The organism is Fictibacillus fluitans (genome assembly GCF_030418125.1).
Classification (GTDB): Bacteria; Bacillota; Bacilli; order Bacillales; family Fictibacillaceae; genus Fictibacillus_C; species Fictibacillus_C fluitans.
In genome coordinates this window covers 56,268-79,173 of the sequence record NZ_JAUHTR010000017.1, presented here as the reverse complement: position 1 = coordinate 79,173, position 22,906 = coordinate 56,268, and the positions used below count along the sequence as shown (strand labels likewise).

The 22,906-nt window shown below is 45.6% G+C and carries 23 protein-coding genes and 3 other annotated features; of the genes, 18 read left to right on the top strand and 5 right to left on the bottom strand.

Annotation, left to right across the window (positions count from 1 at the left end; all coding sequences use genetic code 11):
* Positions 1–124 precede the first annotated feature (124 nt).
* The 8 genes from QYB97_RS21595 (at position 125) to QYB97_RS21560 (ending at position 6,921) form a co-directional block, all read left to right on the top strand.
* Complete coding sequence (locus QYB97_RS21595) at positions 125–928, top strand: basic amino acid ABC transporter substrate-binding protein (protein WP_301168100.1); 804 nt, start codon at positions 125–127, stop codon at positions 926–928.
* Between the two features lie 26 nt (positions 929–954).
* Positions 955–1,611: an amino acid ABC transporter permease gene (locus QYB97_RS21590; RefSeq protein WP_301168099.1), complete on the top strand. Its 657-nt coding sequence runs from the start codon at positions 955–957 to the stop codon at positions 1,609–1,611.
* A gap of 108 nt (positions 1,612–1,719) precedes the next feature.
* Positions 1,720–2,559 carry a sporulation protein YtxC gene (gene ytxC / locus QYB97_RS21585; RefSeq protein WP_301168098.1) on the top strand — a complete coding sequence of 280 codons (840 nt, stop codon included), beginning with the start codon at positions 1,720–1,722 and terminating at the stop codon, positions 2,557–2,559.
* A 53-nt stretch (positions 2,560–2,612) separates the two neighbouring features.
* Positions 2,613–2,837 (top strand) — a binding site (T-box leader).
* 77 nt (positions 2,838–2,914) lie between these two features.
* Positions 2,915–4,846: a threonine--tRNA ligase gene (gene thrS / locus QYB97_RS21580; RefSeq protein WP_301168097.1), complete on the top strand. Its 1,932-nt coding sequence runs from the start codon at positions 2,915–2,917 to the stop codon at positions 4,844–4,846.
* Positions 4,847–5,275: 429 nt separating this feature from the next.
* Positions 5,276–5,401 (top strand) — a sequence feature (ribosomal protein L20 leader region).
* A 65-nt stretch (positions 5,402–5,466) separates the two neighbouring features.
* Entirely contained in the window at positions 5,467–5,970 is a 504-nt protein-coding gene (gene infC, locus QYB97_RS21575; protein ID WP_301168096.1) for a translation initiation factor IF-3, read from the top strand.
* Between the two features lie 25 nt (positions 5,971–5,995).
* A complete protein-coding gene (rpmI, locus tag QYB97_RS21570; protein ID WP_301168095.1) occupies positions 5,996–6,199 on the top strand; it encodes a 50S ribosomal protein L35 in 204 nt (67 codons plus the stop codon).
* A gap of 36 nt (positions 6,200–6,235) precedes the next feature.
* Positions 6,236–6,595 (top strand): 50S ribosomal protein L20, encoded by a 360-nt coding sequence (gene rplT / locus QYB97_RS21565; protein WP_301168094.1) that lies wholly within the window; start codon positions 6,236–6,238, stop codon positions 6,593–6,595.
* 68 nt (positions 6,596–6,663) lie between these two features.
* Positions 6,664–6,921 carry a DUF1294 domain-containing protein gene (locus tag QYB97_RS21560; RefSeq protein WP_301168093.1) on the top strand — a complete coding sequence of 86 codons (258 nt, stop codon included), beginning with the start codon at positions 6,664–6,666 and terminating at the stop codon, positions 6,919–6,921.
* 5 nt (positions 6,922–6,926) lie between these two features.
* On the opposite strand, the gene QYB97_RS21555 is transcribed toward QYB97_RS21560, so the two are convergent.
* On the bottom strand, positions 6,927–7,952 hold the full coding sequence (locus QYB97_RS21555; RefSeq protein ID WP_301168092.1) for a cytochrome d ubiquinol oxidase subunit II: 1,026 nt from the start codon (positions 7,950–7,952) through the stop codon (positions 6,927–6,929).
* 20 nt (positions 7,953–7,972) lie between these two features.
* Complete coding sequence (locus QYB97_RS21550) at positions 7,973–9,319, bottom strand: cytochrome ubiquinol oxidase subunit I (protein ID WP_301168091.1); 1,347 nt, start codon at positions 9,317–9,319, stop codon at positions 7,973–7,975.
* A 159-nt stretch (positions 9,320–9,478) separates the two neighbouring features.
* Between QYB97_RS21550 and QYB97_RS21545 the strand changes: the two genes are divergently transcribed.
* Complete coding sequence (locus tag QYB97_RS21545) at positions 9,479–10,069, top strand: TVP38/TMEM64 family protein (protein WP_301168090.1); 591 nt, start codon at positions 9,479–9,481, stop codon at positions 10,067–10,069.
* A gap of 99 nt (positions 10,070–10,168) precedes the next feature.
* Positions 10,169–10,654, top strand: a complete 486-nt coding sequence (locus QYB97_RS21540; RefSeq protein ID WP_301168089.1) for a dUTP diphosphatase — start codon at positions 10,169–10,171, stop codon at positions 10,652–10,654.
* A gap of 34 nt (positions 10,655–10,688) precedes the next feature.
* Here the strand turns inward: QYB97_RS21540 and sspI are convergent, their stop codons facing one another.
* Positions 10,689–10,895, bottom strand: a complete 207-nt coding sequence (gene sspI / locus QYB97_RS21535; RefSeq protein WP_301168088.1) for a small acid-soluble spore protein SspI — start codon at positions 10,893–10,895, stop codon at positions 10,689–10,691.
* Positions 10,896–11,028: 133 nt separating this feature from the next.
* On the opposite strand from sspI, the gene QYB97_RS21530 reads away from it, so the two are divergent.
* The 3 genes from QYB97_RS21530 to pheT all read left to right on the top strand — a co-directional run bounded on the left by QYB97_RS21530 (position 11,029) and on the right by pheT (position 15,621).
* Positions 11,029–11,793, top strand: a complete 765-nt coding sequence (locus tag QYB97_RS21530; protein WP_301168087.1) for a TrmH family RNA methyltransferase — start codon at positions 11,029–11,031, stop codon at positions 11,791–11,793.
* 71 nt (positions 11,794–11,864) lie between these two features.
* Positions 11,865–12,104, top strand: a binding site (T-box leader).
* 39 nt (positions 12,105–12,143) lie between these two features.
* Entirely contained in the window at positions 12,144–13,178 is a 1,035-nt protein-coding gene (pheS, locus tag QYB97_RS21525; protein WP_301168086.1) for a phenylalanine--tRNA ligase subunit alpha, read from the top strand.
* 13 nt (positions 13,179–13,191) lie between these two features.
* Positions 13,192–15,621, top strand: coding sequence for a phenylalanine--tRNA ligase subunit beta (gene pheT, locus QYB97_RS21520; RefSeq protein ID WP_301168085.1), 2,430 nt, complete (start codon positions 13,192–13,194; stop codon positions 15,619–15,621).
* 57 nt (positions 15,622–15,678) lie between these two features.
* Here pheT and rnhC read toward each other — a convergent pair whose 3' ends face one another.
* Complete coding sequence (gene rnhC, locus QYB97_RS21515; RefSeq protein ID WP_301168084.1) at positions 15,679–16,623, bottom strand: ribonuclease HIII; 945 nt, start codon at positions 16,621–16,623, stop codon at positions 15,679–15,681.
* A 174-nt stretch (positions 16,624–16,797) separates the two neighbouring features.
* On the opposite strand from rnhC, the gene zapA reads away from it, so the two are divergent.
* The 5 genes from zapA (at position 16,798) to QYB97_RS21490 (ending at position 22,189) form a co-directional block, all read left to right on the top strand.
* Positions 16,798–17,046, top strand: a complete 249-nt coding sequence (gene zapA, locus QYB97_RS21510) for a cell division protein ZapA (protein WP_301168104.1) — start codon at positions 16,798–16,800, stop codon at positions 17,044–17,046.
* On the top strand, positions 17,047–17,586 hold the full coding sequence (locus tag QYB97_RS21505) for a CvpA family protein (protein WP_301168083.1): 540 nt from the start codon (positions 17,047–17,049) through the stop codon (positions 17,584–17,586).
* A 66-nt stretch (positions 17,587–17,652) separates the two neighbouring features.
* Positions 17,653–19,374: a DNA polymerase/3'-5' exonuclease PolX gene (gene polX / locus QYB97_RS21500; RefSeq protein ID WP_301168082.1), complete on the top strand. Its 1,722-nt coding sequence runs from the start codon at positions 17,653–17,655 to the stop codon at positions 19,372–19,374.
* Positions 19,375–19,401: 27 nt separating this feature from the next.
* Complete coding sequence (locus QYB97_RS21495; RefSeq protein WP_301168081.1) at positions 19,402–21,771, top strand: endonuclease MutS2; 2,370 nt, start codon at positions 19,402–19,404, stop codon at positions 21,769–21,771.
* A 13-nt stretch (positions 21,772–21,784) separates the two neighbouring features.
* Entirely contained in the window at positions 21,785–22,189 is a 405-nt protein-coding gene (locus QYB97_RS21490; protein WP_301168080.1) for a DUF350 domain-containing protein, read from the top strand.
* 523 nt (positions 22,190–22,712) lie between these two features.
* Here QYB97_RS21490 and QYB97_RS21485 read toward each other — a convergent pair.
* Positions 22,713–22,880: a DUF6254 family protein gene (locus QYB97_RS21485; RefSeq protein ID WP_301168079.1), complete on the bottom strand. Its 168-nt coding sequence runs from the start codon at positions 22,878–22,880 to the stop codon at positions 22,713–22,715.
* Positions 22,881–22,906 lie beyond the last annotated feature (26 nt).

Here is a 22,906-nt window from a genome sequence, read left to right as displayed (position 1 = left end):
TAACAAAGGGCCGGGCTTTTTTTGTTTGTAAACAACATATTGGCTTAAAAAATTATGAGAATATTCTCATTTTTGATAATTTTGTTATAATGGAATAGAACATATATAAAAAGGGGGAACAAGCTTGAAAAAAGTCATTTTATTTTTATTATTGGTGAGTGTGCTGGCTTTAACAGCCTGTGGAAGCCAATCAACATCCGGATCTGGATCAGGTGATGGAAGCAAAGGCAAGAAGCTGGTGGTCGGGACGGATGCGGCTTATGCACCATTTGAGTATTTGAAGGACGGGAAAATCGTCGGGTTTGATGCTGACTTGCTTAAAGCTGTCATGAAAGAAGCAAAACTGGAATACGAGCTGAAGAATACAGGCTGGGAACCTTTATTTGCTTCCCTCAAGAGTGAACAGGTACAGGCTGGTATCTCAGCCATCACCATCAATGATAAGCGGAAAGAGACTTATGATTTCTCCTCTCCATATTTTGAATCCATCAACAAAATCCTCGTCAAAGAAGGTTCCTCCATAAAGAGCGTGGATGACCTGAAAGGAAAGAAAGTCAGTGTCCAGAACGGAACGACCGGTCAGGACGCACTGGAAAAGAAATTCGGCAAGGGTGATGCCAACGTAAAAAAATACGAAACCAACGTACTTGCAATCCAGGCCCTGCTGAACGGGGAAGTGGATGCAGTGGTGGCGGACAATACAGTGGTTGATGAATATGCCAAAAACAACCCAGACAAAAAGATGACGGTAGTTGATGATAAAACCAACTTTGAGTCCGAATACTATGGCATTGCTTTTCCAAAAGGAAGCGAGAATAAGAAAAAAATAGATAAAGCATTAAAAACGGTCATTGACAACGGAACATACTCCAAGGTCTATAAGAAATGGTTTAAAGTAGAACCGAACCTCGACGCATTGAAAAAATAATCCTGACAAAATGACCGGAGGCACAGATGGATTTTAAATTTGATCTTATCGAAAAATACATGCCTTTGTTCCTGAAAGGCACATTGATTACCATAGAAATTTCAGCAGCGAGCATCGTGATTGGAACGGTTTTGGGGCTGTTGATCGCACTTGGGAAAATGTCTTCCAACGCATTTCTCCGCCAGCCTTTTATCTGGTACATTAATTTCTTCCGGGGAACCCCTTTGCTTGTACAAATATTGCTTATTCATTTTGCGGTCATGCCGCTTTTTATGAAACCTCCGGTAGCTCTAATCTCAGCGATTACGGCTCTTTCCCTTAATGCTGCTGCCTATATCGCGGAAATTTTCAGGGCGGGGATACAATCGATTGATAAAGGACAGACGGAAGCTGCCCGTTCTTTGGGGATGACCCACCGGCAGACAATGAATTCCATTATCATACCTCAGGCGGCCAAGAGGATGATTCCCCCGCTTGGGAATGAATTCATTGTTCTGATTAAGGACTCGTCCCTGGCAGCGATTATTGCCACTGAAGAGCTGATGTATTGGGGAAGGGCGATGATGGGAGAATACTATCGTCCATGGGAGCCATTCTTAACGGTTGCCTTTATCTATTTAATTCTCACATTGACGCTGACCCATCTTTTGAATTTTATTGAAAGAAAATTTGCCATTGATTAGAAGGACAGCAGGGAAACCTGCTGTTTTTTAATATTCTTTGAAAAGGGTTCATTTTTCAGGACGTTGTCCCATATAGTGTATCATCGAGTGTTTAGGGGAGGGACAGGGTTGGCAGAACTTATTTTTGCAGATCAAAAAACGTGTTACCAATTACAAAAGGAACTGCAGCAGATGGCGAATTCACTTAACATTCAACCTTCCTTTGTAGAACGCAGGGACTACTCCCTGGTGCTGAATACAACCTGTGATTTAGAAAGCGCCGCAGAGGTTATGGCCGCGTATACCCGAAAAAAAGTGGAGGAATCCCGTATCCTTTTTTATATCGAGCATTTTTTTTATTTTACTGACCATCAGGAGCAGCGGGAAATTGCGGCAATCGTCAAGGAGTTCATTGAACAGGAGCGGGAAGATGTACCGGCGGTCAGAGAGCTGGATACTTGTGAATACCACATGAGGGATGCCTGGAAAAAAATCCTGTCAGAAAAAGAGCTGGCGTTCACATTTGAGTCATTTTTGCAATTCCGCCTGAAGGATTACTTTGAATTGCTGCAGGTTTATGTGGAATGTGCGATAGATGAATACAAACTGGAGCTTGACTACCAGGCATTTGTGGAGCAGCTCCGGAAAAGTGCCGCGAGTCAGCCGTACCTTACGGATGAGGTTCATGTGGCTTATGATGGTGAATTCAAGCTTTATGACAATCATTACCGGCTGTACAGCAAAAAAATGCTGGAGCTGATGCATGAAAGAGCTTTGGTCGTGACACAGGAATTCGACCTGGACCAGGAAGTGCTGGGGCCAATTATCGGCCTTTCCCCGGAAATCCTTCATTTGTACCTGGAAGAGGATAATCATGGCATGGTGCATACCCTGCAGAATATTTTTCAGGAACGGTTGGTTAAAAAACCGCTCCATTCCTTTTATGGCCGGATCAACCGCCAAAGTTAGCTCTTGATTTTGAGGGGTGGCATGCCTATAATGAAGGTATCAATTGGATACCAAAATGAGTAAAGATAAGGCCATGTGATATTTTTTACGGTTTAAAGAGAGGAATGCCCCGGCTGAAAGCATTCTAACACGGGAAAATATCGTACCCCCTTTGAACTTCAGCGGTGAAAACAGAGTAGTCGCTGACGGCCCAAAGCCGTTAAACCTTGACCGAGTGCTGCAGCAGTTCATTGTTGCGGAACAAGGGTGGAACCACGAGTACAACACTCGTCCCTTTTTGTGGACGGGTGTTTTTTGTATTTTAATTTAATCATTAACGTGCATACTGTATGTAAGAAAAAAGGAGAGATTGAACATGGCAGACATTAAATTGACATTTCCTGATGGTTCTGTTCGTGAATATCCGAAAGGGACTACTTCCGAACAAGTGGCTGACTCCATCAGTTCTAGTCTGAAGAAAAAATCCGTAGCAGGGAAAGTAGACGGTGTATTATATGATTTTACCCGTCCAATTGAGGAGGATGCATCGATAGAAATCGTTCCCCAGGATTCTGCTGAAGGACTTGAAATGACGAGGCACAGCACTGCCCACCTGATGGCCCAGGCGATCAAGCGGCTGTACAAAGATGTGAAGCTCGGCATTGGTCCGGTAATTGAAAATGGATTTTATTATGACATCGATATGCCGGAAGCTCTAACACCAGAAGACCTTCCAAAAATCGAAAAAGAAATGAAAAAGATCGTCAGCGAAAACCTTCCGATCGTGCGAAAGGAAGTCAGCAGGGAAGAAGCTTTGGCCATTTATGAAAAGCTGGACGATCATCTGAAGCTTGAGCTGATCCGCGACCTGCCGGAAGATGCAGTGATTACTATTTACGAACAGGGTGAATTCTTTGATCTCTGCCGCGGGCCGCATGTGCCGTCCACCGGTAAAATCAAGGCGTTCAAGCTGATGAGCATTTCAGGTGCTTACTGGCGCGGCGACAGCAACAACCAAATGCTTCAGCGTATTTATGGCGCTGCCTTCTTGAATCAAAAAGAGCTCGATCAGCATCTGGTCTATCTTCAGGAAGCGAAAGAGCGTGATCACCGTAAGCTTGGGAAAGAGCTCGATCTCTTTACGATTTCTCAAAAAATCGGACAGGGCCTTCCGGTATGGCTTCCCAAGGGTGCAACCATCCGCCGCATCATCGAACGCTATATCGTGGATACTGAAGTAAAGCTCGGATATGACCATGTGTACACTCCTCATCTGGGAAGTGTAGAGCTTTATAAAACATCCGGGCACTGGGACCACTACCAGGAGGATATGTATCCTGCGATTGAAATGGATAACGAGCAGCTTGTGCTTCGTCCGATGAACTGTCCTCACCACATGATGGTATTTAAGAACAGCATGCACAGCTACCGCGATTTGCCGATTCGTATTGCGGAACTCGGAACCATGCACCGCCATGAAATGTCCGGGGCTCTCGCCGGCCTTCAGCGTGTGCGTTCCATGACACTCAATGATGCTCATATCTTTGCCCGTCCTGACCAGCTGAAGGATGAATTTATCCGTGTGGTTAAACTCATTCAAAGGGTTTATAAGGATTTCGGCATCACTGATTACAAGTTTCGTCTGTCCTACCGTGATCCGGAAGACAAAGAGAAATACGTGGACAATGACGAGATGTGGGAAAAAGCACAGGCGCTTCTCAAAGAAACAATGGAAGACATGAGCCTGGATTATTCTGAAGCAGAAGGCGAAGCGGCTTTCTATGGCCCGAAACTTGATGTACAGGTGAAAACTGCGCTTGGAAAAGACGAAACTCTATCCACAGTACAGCTCGATTTCCACCTGCCAGAGCGTTTTGACCTGACATATAAAGGCCGTGATGGGAAAGACCACCGTCCAGTTGTTATTCACCGCGGTGTCGTTTCCACAATGGAACGTTTTGTTGCTTTCCTGATCGAAGAATACAAAGGAGCATTCCCTGTATGGCTCGCTCCGGTACAGGTTCAAATCATTCCGGTTTCTTCTGTCCACGAAGAGTATGCCAAAAAGGTAAGCGAAGAACTGCTTGAAGAAGGCATCCGTGTAGAAGTGGACAACCGTGATGAGAAGCTCGGCTACAAGATCCGTGAAGCACAAATGCAGAAAATCCCGTACATGCTCGTACTCGGGGATCAGGAGATTTCCGACCAGACCGTAAACGTTCGTAAATACGGAGAGCAAAAATCAGAAAACATAGCTTTCGAATCATTCAAAGAAAGCATCCTTGCACAAGTCAACAAAAGAGGCTAACCCTTAAGAACTGCGAATCGCTTCGCAGTTCTTTTTTCTTTCTAAAAATTTAGCATTGAGATGTTTTTAGAGCTTCATTGAACGGTTGATTGCAGTGAAAGGTGCGAGACTCCTCGAAAATGAAAATCACATTTTCTTCGTGCGATGAATCGCTGCCGTAGCGTTCCTTGTCCTACGGGGGAAGCGTGACAGGTGAGACCTTTAAGCGCTTGCGCTTAAGGGGCTCACCGCACGCCCCGTGGAAAGCGAGCATCCTGAAACGGAGATCAACCACTTCCAAGCACCGGAGCATAAGCAACCTTTTTGCTTTCCCCTTGCCAAACTCCAAGTTATGCGGTACAATAAATTCTGTTGTGAAAAACAGATCGTCAGTTGACAAGTACTGCTTGTCAATGGTATATTAACTTAGGTAATTAAATATTTAGTTTCGAACCAAAGCAGAAGCACCCGCTTCTCACCTGTTCAACGCAACTTGCAGTTGGCTGGTCAACCGAACTTTCAGAGATGATGTTATGGTAGTGTGGGTGCAGTATGCGCCGACGCTTTTTTATTTGTTTACAAAATGCTGAGTGGAACTGACTCACAAAAATTCTTGGAGGTGACTTACTATTAGTAAGGACATGTCTGTCAATGAGGGCATCCGTGCTCGTGAAGTAAGACTTATCGGGGCTGATGGCAGCCAGCTAGGGATTAAAACACGTCATGAAGCTCTTGATATTGCGGCAAACGCTAATCTTGATCTTGTGCTTGTAGCTCCAACTGCCAAACCGCCTGTGTGCCGTATTATGGACTATGGGAAGTTTAAGTTTGAACAGCAGAAGAAAGAAAGAGAAGCTCGTAAGAATCAAAAGATTGTTACGACCAAAGAAATTCGCTTGAGCCCAACAATTGAGGAACATGATTTCAATACGAAGCTGAAAAATGCTCGTAAGTTCCTTGAAAAAGGCGACAAAGTAAAAGCAAGCATTCGTTTCCGTGGCCGTGCGATTACGCACTCCTCTATCGGAAGAACTGTGCTTGAAAAATTAGCTAAAGAATGTGAAGACGTTGCTACGATTGAAGTCCGACCTAAAATGGAAGGCCGAAGCATGTTCCTCATTTTAGCACCAACAACCGAAAAATAATTACTTACCAGGGAGGAATCCAATCATGCCTAAAATGAAAACTCATAAAGGTGCTGCAAAGCGCTTCAGAAAAACTGGAACAGGTAAATTAAAGCGTGGACGCGCGTATACAAGCCATTTGTTCGCTAACAAATCTACAAAAGCGAAGCGTAAACTTCGTAAAGCGAGAATTGTTACAAGCGGAGACTACAAACGTATCCGTACACTATTGACTTACAAGAAAAAATAATACTAACTGATCGTATATATCTAGGAGGGTTTTAAAATGCCAAGAGTAAAAGGTGGCTATGTGTCACGTCGTCGTCGTAAAAAAGTATTAAAACTAGCTAAAGGTTATTTCGGATCCAAACATAAGTTATTTAAAGTTGCTCAACAGCAAGTTTTCAAATCTCTTATGTATGCATACCGTGACCGCCGTCAAAAGAAACGTGATTTCCGTAAACTTTGGATCACTCGTATCAACGCGGCAGCTCGCACAAACGGTCTTTCTTACAGCCGTTTGATGCACGGTCTTAAAGTTGCAGGCATCGATATCAACCGTAAAATGCTTGCAGAAATCGCAGTAACAGACGAAAAAGCATTCGCTGAACTTGCTACAAAAGCAAAAGACAGCCTAAACGCATAAGTTAAGCACCGAAAAGCCATTTTCTAAATCAGAAAATGGCTTTTGCTGTAGCAGAAAGGATTTATTCCATGATCTATATTTATTTACTGGTGATCAATGTGCTTGCCTTCTGGCTGATGCATCACGATAAAGAAGCAGCAAAGGCGGGAAAGTGGCGCACTCCTGAAAAACGGCTGTGGCTGTTTGCCGTCATCGGCGGTGCGGCTGGTATCTGGGCAGGCATGATTCAGTTCCGACATAAAACAAAACACCCGAGTTTCCAGATCGGCGTACCTATTCTGGTCCTGGCTGAAGTGTTTATTGTGGCAAGATATTTTATCGGATGAGAGCGCTACTCCTGCTGGAGATAGCGCTTGTCTTTTAAAAATAATCTCCAGAACACATAAAAGCCGGGTGTGAGAATGGCGAGCCCTACAGCATACATAATCATAAGAGAATAGAAAGTTTCCTTTGCGGTAAAAGCATCATAAATGGTAAGTCCGGGATAAACGATATAGGGAAGGTGTGCCATGCCATAGCCGTAGCTTGCAAAACCATACTGTGCAATGATGGCCAGGAGGGCAAGCCTCGGCTTACCGGCAGTATCCATATCCCTGTTTCTCCACCACAATGAACCGTAGCCTGCCAGAAAGGCGAGGAAAGACAAGATAAACCAGATCCGCTGATCAGACAAATTGTCAATCAGCCAGTTCGCTTCCGGCGGTAAGACCAATAAGGTAACCACGGCGGCAACAAGCGTCAACGGCCCGAGCAGCAGTGCATTTCCTCTGTAGAGACGATATGCTCCTTCCTGCTTCGATACTTTGGAATAGTCCGCAAGAAACAGGGAGGAAAGAAATAATTCAGAGGTTAGCCCGAATAGGATGTACATATACAGCGACGGGCTGGTAAACAGCTTTCCGATGAGAAGAACATCCCTGCCGTTAAATCCAGAAATAAATCCGCCCTGGCTGACAGGGAGAACCGTAATCAGCAGTGCAGGTATTAAGACACCACATATTCCCGAGATAAAGAACATGGTTTTTCGATAGCCTTGCACCGAATAGGAAAATACCATGAAAGCACTTCTGATTGCCAGCAAAAACAGAATCAGCGAGACAGGAATAAGGAGCACGGTTCCAAGTGTAAATGCTCCTTTTGGAAAAAAGCCGACAAACGCCACAACAAGCAGAACGAGGAACACGTTCGTAATTTCCCAGGTGGGTGAAAGAAACCGGTTCGCGATTTTCCCCGCGGATGTCCGGTGCTCATGATAAATCATGGCCCAAAAGCCTGCTCCAAAATCGATGGACCCGAAAATGCTGTAGATGAATATAAAAGTCCATAATACCAGGATGGCAATGACTTCTTCGTGCATAGTGATCCCTCTTTCTTCGGTTAATAGCCGGAGTATTTTTCAAATTCCTTGGAAACAGGATTCCGTTTGAAATAACTTGTAAGAATCAGTATGGTCAGTATACCGAGCATCAGATAAAGCCCGATGAACAGCAGAAAGAGCGGGGCCAGGTTCTGGGACTGTGTAGCGGCTTCTGCCGTCGTCTGCACTCTGTAGATGGTCCACGGCTGCCTGCCGCTGCAGCTGAAAATCCAGCCGAATTCAATGCCGAGCATGGACAGCGGACCTGAAAAGATTAATAGGAACAACAGCCATCTCGGATAGGGTCTTTTCTTTCTTTTTCCGTAATACCACCAGAAAAATAACGCAACAGCAGCCAAACCGAGCAGCATAAAGCCTATTCCCACCATGACATTGAACAGGGTATGTACATAAAATGGCGGCCAGGTTTCCCGGGGGAATTCGTATAGTCCTTTCACTTTCGTATCAAATTTCCCCGCTGCCAGCCAGCTCAGCATCCAGGGAATTTCGATCCCATACTTCACTTCCTCTGTTTTTGGATCTGTAAATCCTCCGATCGCAAGCGGGGCATAGCGCTGGGTTTCGAATAATCCTTCTGCGGCTGCCAGTTTTTCGGGTGAGTGCTCGTGTAAAATTTGCGCAGAGTGATGCCCGGAAAAGCTGGAGATCAGGGAAAACAGGAGACCAACGATCATTGCCAGCAGAAAGCCCTTCTTATGATATACGGATTCATTTTTTGATAGCTTTCCTTTCAAGAGCTTATAAGCCCCGACCGAAGCGACGGCAAAGGCGCCAGTCATATAAGCCGTCACCGAGACGTGAAAGGCGGAAGAAAGGAAGCTTGGATTAAAGAACGCGTCCCATGGATTCACATCAAAAATCGTCCCGTCCTTTGTGATCTTGAATCCATCTGGCGTATTCATCCAGGTATTAACAGCTGTAATCAATATCGCTGAAGCGACGGCGCCAACAGCTACAAGAATGACGGAAATGATACGGAAAAACTTAGGAAGACGATCCGCGGCATAGACGTAAATTGACATGAACAGGGCTTCAATGAAAAAGGCAAACAGCTCGATCTGAAAGGGGAGGGATATTACCTTTCCCACGATTTCCATAAAACCCGGCCACAGTAATGAAAGCTGGACGCCCACGATCGTTCCTGACGGAATGGCAACACCAAGCAGTACAGCGAATGCTTTCGTCCAGCGTTTTGCCATAATGGCATAATCATTGTCGTTTTTTACTTGATGAAGAATTTCAGCGATGACAATCATCAGGGGAATTCCCACCCCGAGTGTTGCAAAAATAATGTGAAAGGCCAAGGATGTTCCAAAAAAAGACCGGGCAAGTACAACAGTATCCATAAAATCATCCACTCCTCATTCATAGGCTCATCTGTTAAAGAAATCCATCTTTTCTATTGTTAACCTGTCATAAACCCATTTGAAATATTCGTGGTCTGTGTAATTAAATGAATAACTGCTCGTCTTATGTCATATGATGGCGATAAGGAGGGTTGGATCATGCAGCATGAGCTCACAGAAATCCTGGAAATCCTGAAGTTTGCCGGTATCTTTGCTCCGCTCTTTTTTATTCTTCTTCATCTGATGAGACAATTTCTTTTTCTTCCCGTGGGTTTGATCTGTATGGCGGGTGGCGTCCTGTTTGGTTCCGTATATGGAACGTTGTACTCCATCATCGGCATTACCTTGTCCAGTGTGCTGTTTTACGGCCTTCTGAAAAAAATGCCGAAGATGCTGAACCGCTTCTTGAAGATCAAACGGAAAGTCGTGGGGAAGCGCATGCCATTCTCGATTGGCCAGATCGCCATTTTAAAGCTTGTTCCGTTTATCCACTTTCAGCTGCTGTCGCTGTTGATTCTGGAAATCACTAAGAGCTTTAAAGAGTATACAAAAGCAAGTGCGGTGTCTAACATACCCCTGGCTTTTATGTATTCCACCTTCGGACATTATATTTTTAAAATATCCATGATATGGGGAATCGGGATTGCCGCTGTTATGCTCGTTTTATTCCATCTTCTCCGAAAAAAGGAATGGGTCATGAAGTGGGAAGAGTTCTTCGAAAAAGAAAAATCAAAAGCCAAAAGCGCATAAGACAGAGGATTGAGCCCCGGTATAATGTTACCCGGGCTTTTTGCATCCTTGTGATATGGCCGGAACGCTTGCTATAATGGGGCGATAGGAGGGGATGAAGTGAGTTTTAAAGAATTATTTGAAATGCAGGCAACACTGAATGCGCGAATTGTGGATGAGCATCAGTTACATAATGAGGACCTTTATGAAAAAAGGCTGCTTGCCCTGCTGGTTGAACTGGGGGAGCTGGCAAATGAAACACGGTGTTTTAAGTACTGGAGCTTGAAGCCCCCTTCTTCCTATGAAGTGATTCTCGAAGAGTATGTTGATGGACTGCACTTTCTTCTTTCGGTGGGTCTCGATTTGGGCATAAAGGACATGGAAGATGCAGAATCGTACCATCGCGAAAATCTGACCGATCAATTTTTGTGTCTCTACCAGCGAATTGGACAGCTTCAGGGGAAGAAAGATATTTCGCTGTTCCGGTCGCTTTTTTCAGAATTCATCGGCCTGGGTGATCTGCTTGGTTTTTCGGAAGAAACAATCATTGAAGGGTATTATGAAAAAAACCGAATTAACCACCAACGGCAGGATGAAGGCTATTAAAAACAACATCCCGGGAAAACTCCCGGGATGTTGTTTATTGTAAGCCGCTTGATAAAGTGGACAGCATTTCTTCTTTTTTCTGGTTGTCCGATTCTTTCCAGATGACCTCAAATAATACGCCAAGCCCTGGCAGCATTTTTTCTTCACCGCTTTGGATGGCATCCACAATTGTGCTTTCGAGCTGCTCTTTGTTGTTGCCGGAAACATTGGCAAGGACTGCTTTGCGGATATCGATATCCATATTCATCACCTCAGGATCAATTTAGTTCTTTTAAGTTTGTGCTATTTCCTAGTTTTTATTAAGAGCGCATGGATTATGTATCATTTTGAAGATATAATAAAAAAAGTTGAACGTCATAAAGGATGGTTGATGAATGAAACGGATTGAATCCGAACAAAATGCGTCGGTTAAACAATGGAAAAAACTCTATACGAAAAAGGAACGGGACAAGTCAGGCCAATTTATTATCGAAGGTCCTCATTTAATTGAAGAAGCATTACGCCATCACGTTCCCATTGCTCATTTAATTGTGGAGGAATCCTATACACTTCCTGAAACCTGGGATGTTTCTGCATTTGACCCCTGGGTGGTTCCGAAGAAAATCATGAAATTACTCAGTGATACCGAGCAGCCTCAAGGTGTGCTGGCGGTATGCCGCCTGAAGGAACAGCCTCTGAAGCCGAGTCCTGACGGGAAGTATCTTTTGATTGACGGGGTTCAGGATCCGGGCAACCTTGGAACCATCATCAGGACCGCTGATGCTCAAGGCATTGATGGAGTTATTCTGGGGGAAGGAACGGTTGATGTATATAACAGCAAGGTGCTGCGCTCCACGCAAGGATCGTTGTTCCATCTTCCTGTGATAAAAGGAAGTCTTGATGAATGGATCGCAGATTGCAAAAAGGAAGGCGTGCCTGTGTTTGTGTCAGCCCTGAAAGGAGCGAAACCGCTTCAGGAGGTCCACTCATCCGGGGCCTTTGCCCTTGTGGTCGGAAATGAAGGCAGCGGTGTCCGTCCTGTAACGATAGAAGCAGCAGACGAACTCTTATACATCCCCATGTTCGGGAATGCTGAATCATTAAATGTCGCTGTCGCTTCGGGTATTATGCTGTATGAACTTCTGAGAAACCGGCAATAACTGAATGGAAAACGTAAATTCAATTGCACAGACATGAAAGTTCCACTATAATAAGAAGACAACTGCATGAACCAAATGCAATGATGGAGAGTAGTACATAAAAGCTCACCGGTAAAGGGAGGAAGCACCTTGACTGAAAGTGTTTCTACGGTTGAATTTATCGAATTCGCTCCTGAGCAGTCGCCTGAACGTATAATCAGTAGGGTGAACCGGACCCAGTCCGTTATGGAAATGAAGTGAACAAGAACAAGAGGCTCTTTGCCTTTTTCTCTTGATTAATTTGGGTGGTACCGCGAATCCTCGTCCCTTTATGGACGGGGTTTTTTTATTTTCAAAAGGAGGCCGATGATATGCAGGACCGATTACAAGCACTAAAAGAAGAAGCGCTGCTGAAAATTGAGCAGGCGAGTGATTTAAAAGCACTGCAGGATGTTAAAGTATCCTATTTGGGCAAGAAGGGCCCGATTACTGAAGTGCTGAAAGGAATGGGCAAGCTTTCACCCGAAGAGCGCCCGGTTGTAGGAGCTTATGCGAATGAGGTGCGTGACGCGATTACGTCAGCACTGGAATCAAAAGTCGCCGAGCTTGAACAAGCGGTGATCGAAGAAAAGCTGAAGAAAGAATCCATTGATGTTACGCTTCCGGGGCGTCCTGTACGACAAGGAAACGCTCATCCGTTAACTGCAGTTATTGAAGAAATTGAAGACCTTTTCTTAACGATGGGCTTCACGGTGGCTGAAGGACCTGAAGTGGAAACCGATTATTATAATTTCGAAGCGCTAAACCTGCCAAAAGATCATCCGGCACGCGACATGCAGGATTCTTTCTTTATCACGGAGGACATCCTGCTTCGAACACAGACCTCTCCGGTTCAGGCAAGAACAATGGAAAAGCATCATGGAAGAGGGCCGGTTAAAATCATTTCGCCCGGTAAGGTGTACCGCAGAGATGACGACGACGCGACCCACTCCCATCAGTTCATGCAGATTGAGGGTCTGGTTGTTGAAGAAAATGTCCGCTTGAGTGATTTAAAGGGCGTTTTGGAAACCTTCGCAAAAAAAATGTTCGGAGAAGACCGCAAAATCCGTTTGCGCCCAAGCTTCTTCCCATTTACGGAGCCGTCTGTGGAAATGGACATTTCCTGTTTTAAATGTGGAGGAAAAGGATGCTCCATCTGCAAGCATACAGGCTGGATCGAAATTCTCGGGGCTGGAATGGTTCATCCGAATGTACTTGAAATGGCAGGCTTTGATTCAAAAAAATATACCGGATTTGCATTCGGCATGGGGCCGGAGCGGATCGCCATGCTGAAATACGGAATTGATGATATCCGTCATTTTTATACAAACGATCTTCGTTTCTTAAAACAATTCAAAAAGGCATAAGGAGGGGAATGCTGTGTTAGTTTCTTATAATTGGCTAAAAGACTATGTGAATCTTGATCTTTCTGCGGCAGAGCTTGCAGATAAAATAACAAAAAGCGGAATTGAAGTAGAAATCGTTGAGTCCCTCAATAAAGGGATTACCGGTGTAGTGGTCGGCCATGTGCTCGAATGTGTCCAGCATCCAAACGCGGACAAATTGCGTGTATGTAAAGTTGACCTGGGTGAAGAAGAGCCGGTTCAAATCGTATGCGGAGCACCCAACGTGGCAGCCGGCCAGAAAGTTCCTGTAGCAAAAGTGGGAGCAGTGCTTCCCGGCAATTTCAAAATCAAAAAAGCGAAGCTTCGCGGAGAAGCCTCCAACGGAATGATCTGCTCTCTCACTGAATTGGGAGTTGAAGCGAAACTTGTGCCAAAAGAATATTCCAGCGGGATCTTTGTTATGCCTTCTGATGCAGAAATCGGAAGCGATGCATTGGCATATCTGAACCTCGATGACTATGTTCTGGAGCTCGGACTAACACCTAACCGTGCAGACTGCCTTAATATGCTTGGAGTGGCATATGAAGTGGCTGCTATTCTAGATGAAGAGCTGCGTCTTCCCGAGGTGCAAGTGGAAACGTCGGGTGAAAGAGCTTCGGATTATGTATCCGTTACTGTGGATGCGAAAGAAGACAACCCGTACTACGGAGCCATGATCATCAAGAACATCACGATTGCTCCATCGCCGCTATGGATGCAAAACCGCCTGATTGCAGCGGGAATCCGTCCAATCAATAACGTTGTGGACATTACCAACTACGTTTTGCTCGAATATGGTCAACCACTTCATGCTTTTGACTATGACCGTCTTGGATCAAAGGAAATTCTTGTCCGCCGCGCAAAAGACGGGGAAGAGATGGTTACCCTTGATGATGCCAAGAGAAAGCTTGGAGCCAATCACCTGGTGATTACTAATGGCGAAGAACCTGTAGCTGTTGCCGGAGTTATGGGCGGTGCTACATCCGAAGTACAGGACAATACAACAACAGTCTTGCTTGAAGCTGCTTATTTTGAAGGCATCCGTGTAAGAGCGGCATCAAAGGATCTTGGATTGAGAAGTGAAGCAAGCTCACGTTACGAAAAAGGAATTGACCGAAACCGTGTATATGATGCGGCATACCGTGCAGCTTCACTCATGGCCGAATACGCAGGCGGTGAAGTGGCAGAGGGAATTGTTGAAGCAGGGGAACGGTTGGTTTCTGAAGGAAAAGCTGAAGTAACGAAAACACGTATTAACAGCCTGCTTGGTACTGAGATTGAAGCTGAACAGATCAGCGCTATTTTAAAGCGGCTTCGCTTTGAATTCGACGTCCAGGGCGAAAACTATATCGTGACCGTTCCAACGAGAAGGCCGGACATCACGATCGATGCGGACCTTGTGGAGGAAGTCGGCCGGATTTATGGATATGACCGAATCCCTACCACCTACTTGTTTTCTGAAGGGCGTCCTGGCGGGCTTACACCGTATCAGGCTGCACGCCGCAAAGTGATGCGCTATATGGAGGGAACCGGTCTGTATCAAGCCGTAACCTATGCGCTCACAACACCAGAGAAGTCCACTGCCTTTACGTTTTCAGAAGAGCAGGAAAACGTGCACAGCATCAAAGTTTCCCATCCAATGAGCGAAGAGCGCAGTACGCTCAGGGGTACGCTGATTCCTCAGCTTCTTGAAGTGCTAAAGCATAATCATCACCGTTCAATTGATGATGTCGGCATCTTTGAAATCAGTTCGGTATTTTTTGCCCATGAGCAATCCCTATCTGTTTTACCGGAAGAAAAGACCTATCTTTCCGGAGCTTTGACGGGATTGTGGAGCATTCATCCTTGGCAGGGTGAGAAGAAGAAAATGGATTTCTTTGTTGTGAAAGGAATTCTTGAGGGTCTGTTTGAAGAACTTGGCCTGCAAAGCAGGATTTCATTTGAGAGTAAAAGCCTTCCGGGCATGCATCCGGGGCGTACGGCTGTTGTTAAGCTCGACAGCATTGCCGCTGGCTTTGTCGGGCAAATTCACCCAGGAACCCAGAAGGATTGGGATCTGAATGAAAGCTATGTATTCGAATTGAATCTTGACCAGCTTCTTGGGGCGAGTGTCGAACCAACCATATATCAAACTCTTCCTCGTTTCCCTTCCATCACACGGGATATTGCGGTTGTGGTTGACAAAAATCTGCCGGCAGGTGATTTGAATACAGTCATCCATGAAGCCGGAGGACAACTGTTGAAGGAAAGCAGCCTGTTTGATTTGTATGAAGGAGAACGAATGGAAGAAGGAAAGAAATCCTTGGCGTTCTCGCTGAAATACTATGACCCAGAACGAACCTTAACAGATGAAGAAGTAACGAAAGCGCACGAAAACATTTTGCGCAGCCTTGAAGAGCGATTTGGCGCTTCTCTAAGAAAATAATGAAAGAAAAAGACCCGCTGTCTGAAACCAGGCAGCGGGTCTTTTCGTATAAAGAGACTAGTTTCGTTTTCCGTATGCCAGATTCATCGCCTTTTTTGTATTGGCAAAATGCACCTTGGCGATATCATTCAAGAAATCAGGACCATGCTTGCGGATTAATTCAGCTGCTTTTAAATCCACTTTGCTTCCCGCACCTTTTGGAATTTCAACTCCTGTTTTAGCGCTGATTTTATCCATTTCTTTTATAAAAGCATAGCGTGCAAGGATGGAGGAGGCTGCAACCGATAAATGCAGAGATTCTCCTTTGGTGGCAAAGTACATTTGATCTTTAACCACTTTGGATTGCTGTGACAAATAGTTGAAGTAGACGCCGGGTTCACAGAATTGGTCCACCAGGATGCCGTCCACTTTTTCACTCTGCGTTTTTTCGAGCATATGAAGAAGTGCTTTATTATGCAAAAGAGCCTTCATTTTTCCCTGGCTCATTCCCTTGGCCTGTAATTCATTATATTTCCGGTTGTTCAGCACCAGCAGGCTGTAGGGAATGGTATGCAGCAGATCCTTGGCAATTGAAACGATTTGGATATCATTTAAAAACTTTGAATCTTTGACACCCAGTTCGCGAAGAAGTTCAAGCTGGGATTCAGGTACATAGGATGCGACCACCGTAATAGGGCCAAAAAAATCTCCCGTTCCGACTTCATCACTGCCGATCAGCGATAAAGAGCCGACATTGGCGGGCGGAGCATAGGCATGAGCTGGTTTGTCCTTCTTTGGCTTGCTTGCTGAGGAAGCAGGCTTGATGTTCCATTTCAGGGCTTCAGCTTCTGCATTCTTTCCCTGAAATAAAACCTTTCCGGATTTGTAGGCAGTAACCGTGCATCCCGGGGGCTTTGCGGTAAAAATGCTGCCCGGCGGCGAGGCGGCGGGTATAAATGTCTTGTAAGCTTCTTTCATCTTCTGAATTTCTTGTGGGGTTGCTTGCAGTACGGTGTTCGCCATTTTCATTTTCCTTTTCATAAAAAATTTGTTTTACAAAATTTTGCTTTATTGTTAACAGGTGAGACAACAAATATTTTCATAAGTGTTCGCTTTCTGTTAAGATAATGAATAGAGTTTCATCCTTTTATAAGAAAGTGAGCTTTGAATGGAGGTAATTTTGTGGCGGAAGAAAACATGAGAGAACGCACCATTGTTGAGATTTTCGGTCAGAAATATACAGTTATGGGTACTGAGTCTTCCGGTCACATTCGTTCGGTCGCTGCTATGGTTGACGAAAAAATGCGGGACATCCAGCAATATAACGCTGTGCTGGATACGAAACAGCTTGCCGTCCTTACTGCAGTTAACATTATGAACGAATACTTAAAGACTAAAGAAGAGCTGGAAAAATTGCAACAGCAGATTAGGAAAGAGGATAGATAAATGTTAGATCTTATTTTGATAGTTCTTTTGATCGCAGGCTTTTTTATCGGCCTGAAACGCGGGCTTGTTATGCAGGTAGTCCATCTCGTCGGTTTTATTGCCGCTTATGTGGTGGCTTATATGTATTTCGATGATTTGGCACCGCACCTGAAACTTTGGATTCCATATCCATCAGTAGGAAATGACAGCCCGATGTCTTCCATCCTGAGCAGTATATCACTCGAGGATGTCTACTACCGGGCGATTGCCTTTGCTCTCCTATTCTTCGCAACCAAGATATTGCTTCAGATTGTCGGCAACATGCTCAGCTTCATTGCAGAACTGCCGCTGCTCCGTACAGTGAACCGCTGGCTGGGAGGCGTTCTCGGTTTTGTTGAAGTTTACCTGATTTTATTCCTGCTGCTTTATGTGGCTTCCCTCGTTCCATCGGGATCCATACATTCTGCATTTCAGGATTCCTTCATCGGACAGAGCATGGTGAATAATACTCCGGTCTTCTCGGATACGATAAAAGATTTGTGGAGCAAAAATATGGCATAAAACTTCTCTCAAGCAGAGAAGTTTTTTTACCGTACGAGTCGGTCAAAACAGAGGAGGGAATTCCCGATGAACAAAAAAGAAGTTGTCAATATTCTGGAAGTAATCGCTATTTATATGGAAATCAAAGGGGAAAACTCGTTTAAAACATCTGCGTACAGAAAAGCTGCACAGGCTCTTGAGTCAGATGACCGGAATATGGAGCAAATCGAGGACCCTTCCAAATTAAAAGGGATTGGAAAAGGAACCGCTTCGGTCATCACGGAATTGATGGAAACAGGAAGGTCGTCTTTGCTTGAGGAGTTACAGGCAACGCTTCCCTCAGGTTTGTTAACGATGCTCAAAATTCCCGGTCTCGGCGGCAAAAAAATATCAAAGCTTTATCAGGAACTGGGTGTTACCGATATTGATAGTTTAAAAGAGGCCTGTGAACAGGAGAAGGTCAGGGGCCTTGCCGGATTTGGTACAAAAACAGAAGAAAAAATCCTTGCTGCCATTGACGAGCTTGGAAAGCGTCCGGACCGTCTGCCCATTGCTTACATGCTGACCGTGGCCGAAAAAGTAGAGAAGCAGTTGTCACAAATTGATGGCATCGAGCGGTTCTCCCGGGCAGGAAGCCTGCGGCGCTGCCGTGAAACGATTAAAGATTTGGACTTTATTCTTGCCGTGTCCAATCCATCTGTTACTAAGGAAAAGCTGGTGGAGCTTGAAGATGTTTCCGAGATCATCGCCAAAGGAGATACAAAGGTATCGGTTGTGCTCCAATATGATTATCCCGTATCTGTAGATTTCCGTCTGGTCACAGGCGACCAATTTGCCACCGCTCTGCATCATTTTACAGGATCAATGGAGCATAATGTGCAAATGAGACAGCTGGCCAAGGAACGCAATGAAAAGATCAGTGAATACGGCGTTGAAAACTCTGAAACCGGAGAGATGCTGACGTTTGATTCTGAAGAAGAATTTTATGCCCACTTTGGCCTTCAATACATCCCGCCGGAAGTCCGTGAAGGCGAGAATGAACTGGAACTTTTTCGTGAACCACAAAGGCTTATTCAAGAAAATGATATAAAAAGCGATCTTCACATGCACTCCACCTGGAGCGACGGCGCCAACACCATTGAAGAAATGGCAGAAGCGGCAAAAGCAAAAGGATATACCCACATGGCCATTACCGACCATTCCAAGTATCTGGTCGTCGCCAACGGGCTGACGCCGGAACGCCTACGCAAACAACGGCAGGAGATTGATCGTTTGAACGAACAATACGACGATTTTAAAATACTGGCTGGTGTGGAAATGGACATTTTGCCTGATGGATCACTTGATTACGATGATGAAATGCTGGCGGATATGGACCTTGTGATCGCATCCATTCACTCTTCATTTTCTCAAAACAGGGAAACGATCATGAAACGGATGAAAACGGCACTTACCAGCCATCATGTGGATATCATTGCGCACCCGACCGGCAGGATTATCGGACGCCGTCCGGGCTATGACGTCGATGTGGAAATGCTGATCGAACTTGCCGCAGAAACGAACACCGCCCTCGAACTGAATGCCCATCCCAGCCGCCTTGATCTTGCTCCGCAGTGGCTGAAGCTCGCACAGGAAAAAGGCGTAAAAATAACGATTAACACGGATGCCCATTACAAAAATACGCTCGATTTTATGGAAGTGGGCGCAGCCGTCGCAAGAAAAGGGTATGTACGCCCTGAAAATGTATTGAACACGATGACACTGGAAGAACTGACTTCCTTTTTAAAACGAAACGACAATCAGGAATAGAAGTGCTCCTAAGGAGGAGGAATCATTTTGCAAGGACGTGTTCAGAGAGTCTTAGAATACACCAAAATTATTGAACAATTAAAAAAGCATGCCAGCTCAAGCCTTGGACGCCAAAGGGCCGAGCAGCTGCAGCCATCTATTGATTTTGAGGAAATCAGGCACTGGCAGGACAGCACGGATGAAGGCGTAAACGTGCTTCGCCTGAAAGGGCAGGCCCCGCTCGGAGGAATCCGTGACATCCGGGCAAGCCTGAAGCGCACCCAGATTGGCGGTGTGCTGAATACAGATGAGCTTTTGGATATTTCCACCACCATTTATGGAGGCAGACGCTTCAAGCGGTTTACCGAAGGAATGGTGGAGGATGGAATTGAGTTGCCGATCCTTGACAGTTTGGTGGCGGAAATTGAGCCACTCACTGACCTGGAACGGGAAATCAAAGCCTGTATAGATGATAATGGCCATGTATTGGATAGTGCGAGCCCTGCTCTGCGTACAATCAGGGGACAGCTTCGCACATTCGAATCCAGAGTCAGGGAGAAACTAGAGAGCATGGTGCGCTCTTCCAGCTACCAAAAAATGCTCTCCGATGCGATTATCACGATCCGTAACGAACGGTTTGTGCTCCCGGTGAAACAGGAATACAGAGGCAATTTTGGCGGAATGGTTCACGACCAGTCTGCATCAGGAGCAACCCTGTTTATTGAGCCGCAGGCCGTGGTTACCATCAATAACCAGTTAAAAGAAGCGAAAGCAAAAGAAACCAGGGAAATCGAAAAGATTTTAAGAGAGCTTTCCGTGCTGGTTGGGGAATCGGCTGAACTGCTGGCCCATAATGTATCCATTTTGGCGGAAGTAGATTTTATATTTACGAAAGCCCAATACAGCAGGGAGCTTAAAGCAACAAAACCGATCATGAACGACAGGGAATATATTTCTCTTCATAAAGGACGCCATCCGCTGCTCGACCAGGATACGGTTGTGCCGATCGACGTGGAGCTTGGCGGTTCGTTTCAATCGCTGATCATTACCGGTCCGAATACGGGAGGTAAGACCGTCACGCTTAAAACCATTGGCCTGCTGTCAATGATGGCCCAGTCCGGCCTTCAGATTCCAGCCGAAGAGGAATCGGAAATGACGGTATTTGAAGCCATCTACGCAGATATCGGGGATGAACAGTCGATTGAACAGTCATTGAGTACCTTCTCCTCCCACATGGTCAACATTGTCGATATTCTAAAACAGGTGAACTTCAAGAGCCTTGTTTTATTTGACGAACTTGGAGCGGGAACGGATCCTCAGGAAGGTGCTGCCCTTGCGATCTCCATCCTGGATTATGTGTATGCCCGCGGGGCAAAGGTTATCGCAACCACCCACTACAGCGAATTGAAGGCGTATGCCTATAACCGTGAAGGTGTGATCAATGCGAGTGTCGAGTTTAACGTGGAAACACTGAGGCCGACCTACAGGCTTTTAATTGGCGTCCCCGGCCGAAGCAACGCGTTTGAAATCTCAAGGCGTCTTGGCCTGGAGCCGTCGATTATCGATGATGCGAAATCGCAAATCAGTGATGAAGATAACAAGATTGATAACATGATTCGTTCTCTTGAGGACAATCAGAAACGGGCACAGGAAGAACGTGAGAAAGCGATCGCTCTCCGGAAGGAAGCGGAACGGCTTAAAACCGATCTTGAAGCCGAGCTGCGCCACCTCGAACAGGATCGAGACCGTTTGCTTGAAGAAGCAGAGCGAAAAGCAGAAGAGGCGGTCGCCAATGCCAGACGTACCGCAGAAACCGTCATTAAAGAACTTCGTGAATATCAGAAAGAGGCGGCAGGAAATGTTAAGGAACACCGTTTGATCGATGCCCGCAAACGCCTGGAAGACGCCACACCGAGCCTTCGCTCCAAAAAGAAGAAATCAACAGTTTCTGCGAAGCCTAAGACAGCCTCCTTCAAGCCGGGCGATGAGGTCAAGGTGCTGAGCTTTGGCCAGAAGGGGCACATCATCAACAAAGTCAGCGACAAGGAATACCAGGTTCAAATCGGCATTTTGAAAATGAATGTGGCAGTCGGGGATCTTGAACCGATCAAGCAGCCGAAAGAGAAAAAGCCGGAGCCCCGCTCCTTTGTCAAAGTACAGGGAAGCGATGATTCGGTTCGTCCGGAGCTTGATCTTCGCGGCAAGCGCTATGAAGATGCCATGATAGAGGTGGATAAGTATCTGGACGAGGCAATGCTCGCTGGCTATCCACAGGTTTCCATCATTCATGGAAAAGGCACGGGCGCTCTTCGTTCCGGTGTTCAGCAGCTTCTTAAATCCCATCCCAATGTGAAATCCACACGCATGGGGGGAGCCAATGAGGGCGGAAGCGGAATTACAGTCGCCTTACTAAAATAATCGGAGGTTAGAGATGGATGTATCCCAGAATCCGTTTATCCAAACGGCAGCATACTACAGTGTAGTCGTCCTTTTTCTAGTAATATTCCTTGCCATATTTGAGCTGGTTACCCGGTATCAGAACTGGGTGGAAATAAAAAACGGAAACGTGGCCGTTGCCATGGCAACAGGCGGGAAGATTTTTGGCATCGCCAATATCTTCAGGTACTCCATCGCCCAGAACGACTCCCTGCCGCAAATGATGGGGTGGGGTCTGTTTGGCTTCGTGCTGCTTTTGATAGGGTATTTTATCTTTGAATTTCTAACCCCGAAGTTTAATATTGATGAAGAGATTGAAAACGATAATCGGGCAGTGGGACTGATTTCTATGATCATCTCCATCGGACTGTCCTTTGTTATCGGTTCAGGGATCCATTAGGAGAGAGTGAAGCATCAGTGGACACATTATGGAAAGTGTTATTCGTAGTAAGCGGCCTTTTTATTCTGTTCGGCATCGTTTATTTACTTTTTTTATCGTAAATTTAAAAAGCTGCAGCGCGTCCACATCGCACTGCAGCTTTTTTATTGTTGAATGAGAAACCGGCAAGAATTGGGCCGGTTTTTGAGTAAATAGAGGTTTTTTTGGGTCCGCCATGATTAACTAGCCCTTTTGAGTGGGGGCTGAACTAAATTTTGCTATCGTTTTGCTAAAATACTGCCCGGTTTGAGATATTTACTGGCCAGAATGAAGAACTTACTGGCCAGAATTAAATATTTACTGGCCAAAATCGAAAATTTACTGTCCGGGGCCATTATTTGGAAAACCGGTTCAGCTTTTCATGATCCAGCTTCAGCAGGCAAAGCCTCGGCCGTTTCACTCTCTCACCTCAACACAAAAAGCGTGTTGCTGTGCGAGGGTTCCAACGTCTATCGGCTTTAAACGCCTGCTTCAGCTTTTCTTATCAATACTCAATCTCGTCGTAGTCGGCTGGCTGGGTGGTGAGCTCATTGTTGTCTTTCATGCCGATTTCGCTTGAGATTTCATGCTGTGATTTAATTTTGCCATGGGGGTGCTGGGTTTCTTTTCCCGCTCTTTTCTCCCCGTCTCTTCTTGCTTTGGATTGGGTCATTTTTTTCTCCTCCTTGCGCTTTAGTA